This window comes from Variovorax sp. P4_D9 (genome assembly GCF_056401695.1).
Genome location: NZ_JBFUIU010001077.1, coordinates 1 through 2,513, shown reverse-complemented (window position 1 = coordinate 2,513; position 2,513 = coordinate 1). Strand labels below are relative to the sequence as shown.

The 2,513-nt window shown below is 68.4% G+C and carries 3 protein-coding genes; 2 read left to right on the top strand and 1 reads right to left on the bottom strand.

All coding sequences use genetic code 11. The annotated features are described in order from the left end of the window. Positions 1-81 precede the first annotated feature (81 nt). A complete protein-coding gene (locus AC1DY5_RS51115; protein WP_478121931.1) occupies positions 82-1,359 on the top strand; it encodes a cytochrome P450 in 1,278 nt (425 codons plus the stop codon). Here the strand turns inward: AC1DY5_RS51115 and AC1DY5_RS51110 are convergent. Next, complete coding sequence (locus tag AC1DY5_RS51110; protein ID WP_478121930.1) at positions 1,314-1,796, bottom strand: chorismate--pyruvate lyase family protein; 483 nt, start codon at positions 1,794-1,796, stop codon at positions 1,314-1,316. The two genes, AC1DY5_RS51115 and AC1DY5_RS51110, sit on opposite strands and share 46 nt — an antisense overlap. Positions 1,797-1,881: 85 nt before the next feature. On the opposite strand from AC1DY5_RS51110, the gene AC1DY5_RS51105 reads away from it, so the two are divergent. After that, the coding region (locus AC1DY5_RS51105) for a hypothetical protein (protein WP_478121929.1) at positions 1,882-2,513 on the top strand (632 nt) is incomplete at its 3' end.

The following is a 2,513-nucleotide window of genomic DNA, read 5'->3' as shown; positions in this document are numbered from 1 at the left end:
GCTGCTGACCACGAGCAATCCGCAGGCCGAGCGCGACCGGGCGCTGTTCGAGCGACTGGGTTTGAAGGCTCGGGGCCAACAATGAGCGCGTTGTTGGCGCCGCCGCCGAGCCCGCTCGGCCGCCCGATCATCGACGCGGCGTTTCGCGCCGACCCCTATCCGACCTACGCCGCGCTGCGCGAGGCCGGGCCGATCCACTGGAGCGACGAGTTCTTCGGCGGTGCGTGGATCCTGACCCGCCATGCCGATGTCGACAGCGTGCTTCGCAATGCAGTGCGGTTCTCGGCGCAGCGCACCGGCGGCTGGGTGATGCAAAGCCCGGCCGCGCGCAGCGAGCTGAAGGATTTTCAGCAGCTCTTTGCACGGGCGATGCTGTTTGTTGACGCGCCGGATCACATGCGCATCCGCGGGGTCCTCAACGCTGGCTTTCGCAGCGACGTTCTGCAGCAGTTCGCGCCGGCCATCGAGCGGCGCGTCGACGCCTTGCTCGACGCCGTGGATGCCGACGAGGGCTTCGACTTCATGCAGGCACTCGCGCGGCCGCTGCCGGCCGAGGTGATGGCGATGCTGATGGACATCCCCGCGGACGACCGCAGCGACTTCATCGCCTGGTCCGATGATCTGGCGACCTTCATCGGCGCGCCCATGCCCTCGCTCGAGCAGGCACGGCGCGCACGCACCAGCCTGCTGGCAATGAGCGCCTATTTCGAACAGCTCGTGCCACAGCGTCGGAGCGCACTGGGCGACGACCTCGTGAGCCGGCTGCTGCGGGCCGAGGCGGCCGGCGACATCCAGCCCGGCGCCGAGCTGCTCGCCCAGTGCGCGATGCTGCTGTTCGCCGGCCACGAGACCACGCGCAACCTGCTGGGCAACGGCTTGCAGGTGCTGCTCGCCGATCCCGACCCATGGCAGCGCTTGCGGCACGAGCCCGCCTTGTTGCCGGGCGCGGTGCGCGAACTGCTTCGCTTCGACAGTCCGGTGCAGTACACCGGCCGTCGCGTGGCGGCCGATCTGGTGCTGCACGGCCAGCAGCTGCGCCGCGGCGATCTGGTGGTTGCACTCATTGGCTCCGCCAACCGCGACCCGATACGCTACGAGCAGGCCGATCAGTTGGACATTGCGCGCCGCCCAGGTGGCTTGTTGTCCTTCGGCGCCGGACCGCATGTGTGCATCGGCGCGAACTTGACGCTGATGGAGGCCGAGATCGTTTTCGGACGCTTGCTGCATCGGTTCCCGCAGCTGCGTCTGGTCGATGCCCAGCCACGCTGGAGCGGCAACGCGGTGTATCGTGGCCTGAGCGCGCTGCCGGTGCGTCAGGCGCCGGCCGGGGGCCGCTCCATGAGCATGCCGCGCCGGTAGGTCTCGGCGATCAGCATGCGCGGACCTTCGGGCGTGAGGATGCAGTAGGTGCGCGACGCCCCGGCGTCGGGCAGCCCGCCGACCGCAGCCCAGAGCCGCTCGTACAAGACCGGTGCCGCATCAAGAAAGGCGCGGCGTACCCACAACCGCCCCAGCAGATGACCGATCGGCATGACGCCGCCCTCCAGGTCACGCCGCACATCTGCCTGCAGGCCATCGAGCGCGATGTACGACAGGTTGTCCATCATCACCTGGCCGTGTGCGGCCAGGCAGGTGATTCGTTCGATGAAGCTCGAGCTTGGCAGAGCGGCGCGGACTTCGGTCGGGACGTCATCCGCAACGCGCTGCTCGATCACATGCAGCGAGACCGGCCTCCCGGCGATCGCCTCGCACAATCGGGTGGTCGATCCATCTTGCGCCAGCAGCAGTTGCAGCACCTTGCGCGCATGCGTCGCCTGCGAGGGCGAATCGGATGGTAGATGAAAGCGTTGACGCTGGAGCGATGGCTGAACGAATGAAGACATGACAGAGATCCAAGTGATGATTCGCCCCGTGGCACTGCCGGACGGTCCACGCGGCACGATGGCGCGGCTGCGCGGCGAGGGACGTTTTGCGCTGCTCGAAAGCGCGCTGCCCATGCCGCGCCAGGCCCAGTGGTCCTACATCTCCGGACCGGCGCTGGCCACACTGTACACAGACGAAAGCACGACCCGCCTGGAAAAGGACGGCTGCGAGATCGCGTCCTGGGCCGATCCCTTCGAAGCGCTCGCGGCGGTCGCCACGGGCCGGGCCGACAGCATCCGCTTCGAGGGCGACTGTCCCGAGGGCATGGACTTCGTCGGTGGCTGGGTGGGCGTGCTGGGCTACGACCTCGCACGCCATGTCGAGCGCCTGCCTGAACAGGCCCAGCACGATCCGGTGCTGCCCCGGCAATGGTGGATTGCGGTGGACCAGGTGCTGGGTTTTCATCATCCGAGCGCACAGTGGTGGGAGGCCACCGTACGTGGCCCTGCAGAGCGTTGGCCCTGGAGCCGCGCCGATCGGGCCGAAGCATGGCGCCGCACAGTGGAACGTGCCTGCGGCCCGCTTCCCGAACGCGGGCGCTGGCACGCAGGTCCGCGCACCCTGCGTACGTCACGCGCTGAGTTCGAGAG